This is a genomic window from Vagococcus sp., assembly GCF_036639995.1.
Classification (GTDB): Bacteria; Bacillota; Bacilli; order Lactobacillales; family Vagococcaceae; genus Vagococcus.
The window spans coordinates 1-3132 of sequence record NZ_JAVWHO010000070.1 but is presented as its reverse complement, the minus strand read 5'-3'; the positions used below and the strand labels follow the sequence as shown (position 1 = coordinate 3132).

The window sequence follows — 3132 nt, the reverse complement described above, 5'->3', positions numbered from 1 at the left end:
GCCACTAAAACCATTGGATTTGAAAACAAACCAGCTTTTAGAGCTGTTTGGCTATCTGATTTAGCTGGTAAGGTTTGGAGCGTTCTACTCCAAATAAGAGTTGAAAAAGCCATTGCAACGCCTAATTCTCCTGATTGACTCATGCCAATTGCTTGACCAATAATCACCGCAATAGCAATTAAAATGCCTCGATAAGTAACGGATGTTAATGTACTACCTGAGAAAATACCTGCATTTGGATCACGTGGTGAACGCTTCATGATCGTTGGTTCTTCCTTTTCCATTCCTAAAGCAATTGCTGGTAATGAATCATTAACTAAATTGATAAATAGTAACTGCAAGGCTGTAAACGGGTTATCCCACCCCATCACTAGAGCAAAGAGAATCGCAATAATCGCGCCTAAGTTTCCAGCAAATAAATAAGAAATAGCCTTTTTGATATTATCAAAAACTTTACGGCCAACTTTTACCGCACTAATGATTGAAGCAAAATTGTCATCTGTCAAAATCATGGCTGACGCATCTTTTGCCACATCCGTTCCTGTGCCCATAGCAATACCAATATCTGCTTGTTTCAACGCCGGTGCATCATTTACCCCGTCACCTGTCATAGCTGATACGTGGCCTTTTTCTTGCCACGCACGAACAATACGGATTTTATTTTCAGGAGAAACACGTGCATACACAGTGATTTTCTCTAATTTTTCTTTTAATTCTACTTCTGATAAAGCATCTAATTCTGTCCCTGTTAATGCCATATCACCCTCTGTTGAAATTCCGATTTCTTTAGCAATCGCAACAGCTGTTGTTTTATGATCTCCTGTAATCATCACCGTTTTAATACCAGCATTTCTTGCGTCCGACACAGCCTGTGCCACTTGTTCCCTTGGAGGGTCAATCATCGCCATTAAACCAACAAAAATCAAATCATCTTCATCATCTAACTCTAACTCACGATTTTCTAGCGGGCGATAAGCAAAAGCCAAAACACGCAGTGCCCGATTAGAGAAAGCTTCATTTTCTTGTTGAATAGTTGCTAGTAAATCCGCAGTCATCGGAATAACTTTGCCATCAATCAACGCTTTACTACTACGAGCTAAAACAATGTCAGGGCCACCTTTTGTTAATAGTAAATGCTCATTATCAACTAAGTGAAGTGTTGACATTAACTTACGGTCTGAATCAAAAGGCAATTCTTGTAGGCGGGGATAACTATCTCGAACCTCTCGGTAAGATTGATTAAGCGATTCACTGTAATCAAGAAAAGCAATTTCTGTTGGGTCACCAATTTTTTCATTATTTTCAGTAATTGCTGCATCATTAGCTAGCAAACTGATAGTCATTAAACGATTCACATCCATTGACCAATTTGCCGGATTGTCTGATATTTCCCCTGTTTGTCTATTTGGTAAATAATGATCAACAACTGTCATTTTATTTTGTGTTAACGTCCCTGTTTTATCCGTACAAACAACACTCGTTGATCCTAACGTTTCGACTGCTGGTAATTGACGAATAATGGCATGTTGACTTGCCATTTGTTTCGTTCCAATAGACAACACAATCGTAACAATTGATTGAAGGGCCTCTGGAATAGCAGCCACTGCTACAGCTACGGCAAACATAAAAGCATTAAGTAAATCCTGAGTCATATCGCCAAACCCACCACTTATCATTAATCGAGCAACTTGAACACCTAAAATAACGACAGATAAAATCAATATTGCAAGACTTAATCTTTTACTAAATGCATCTAGCCCACGCTGCAACGGCGTTTTTTGTTCACTTGTATTTTCTAACAAACCTGCAACTTGGCCGATTTCTGTGTTATTTCCCGTTGCTGTTACAACGAAAATACCACGTCCATAAGTAACAATTGTTCCACTAAAGACCATATTTCCTTGGTCCCCAATTGGAACAACACGTGAAATTGTCTCTAAGTTTTTTTCAACAGGAACAGATTCACCTGTTAACATTCCTTCATCTACTTTAAGTGAACCTGCCTCAATTAAGCGGCCATCAGCTGGAACATAATCACCAGCTTCTAAAAGAACCACATCACCAACAACTAATTCTTTAGCTAAAATAATTGTTTCCTTACCATCACGAATCACTTTCGCATCGGGAGCGGATAAACTTTTTAACGCATCAAGAGAACCTTCTGCTTTTTTGGTCTGAATCACACTTACTACAGAATTAAGTAAAAGAACGGCAAAGATAACAATTGATTCAATATGAGCACCCATTAACATTTGAATCACCGCTACAATAAGTAACACAACCACCATAGCGTCCTTAAATGTTTCTAAAAATAAGACAAAACTAGATTTCTTAGGGGCCTCTTTTAATTGATTAAATCCATTTTCCTCTAATCTTTTTTTAGCTTCGCTTTGCTGAATTCCTTCTGTCTGACTATTCACCCCAGCCAGTGTGTCCTGAATACTTTTTTGATACGTTTTATTTTCCAATCAAATTCCTTCCCTTCTTCTTTTAAAAGTCACCAGAAAAAACAAAAAGAGACTTAAGACAAGTGTTGACTTGTCTTAAGTCTCACCATTTCATCTAATACCAGAAAACAAAATCGTTGACTTACTGTTGGCATTAGCGCAGTTGATACTGCTGGTTACTCCCTCAAGAAATAAAATTGTAAGATGATAATATCAAACTCTTTTAAAGAAAGCAACTAATAAACTCTCCCCTTTTTAAACACTCGTGCTGGTAACTTAAACATGCTACTATATGAATAAAAGGAGATGTTACTATGAAATTAATAGAGTACAGTGATAGCTATAAAACAAACATTAATAATTACTTCTTGACTGAGGAAATGACTTATTATACTGGTATTCCAAAAGACTGTATTGCAATATCCAAAGAGAAGCCTTCCTTTCATTCTATTTTAGCTTTCTCTGATAATAATGAACTAGTTACTTTTTTTGTTCTAGACGAAGGTGAAGACAAAACACTTTATACAGATAATCTAAATAGTATGTTACTTCGAAGCTTTTCAACTGATTCACATCATATAAAAAAAGGTTTCGCAAAAGAAGCTTTGGGTTTACTTGCTGATTTTGTTAGGGTAAATTTTCCTCACATCAACGAAATAGTTTTAGCGGTTAATGAGAAAAATAT

General features: G+C 36.8%; 2 protein-coding genes. One reads left to right on the top strand and one right to left on the bottom strand.

The genetic code is table 11. The annotated features are described in order from the left end of the window. The coding region (locus RR554_RS11720) for a cation-translocating P-type ATPase (RefSeq protein WP_332468100.1) at positions 1–2468 on the bottom strand (2468 nt) is incomplete at its 3' end. A gap of 293 nt (positions 2469–2761) precedes the next feature. Between RR554_RS11720 and RR554_RS11715 the strand changes: the two genes are divergently transcribed. Beyond that, positions 2762–3132 (top strand): N-acetyltransferase (locus RR554_RS11715; RefSeq protein WP_332468099.1); only part of this gene is annotated, 371 nt, incomplete at its 3' end.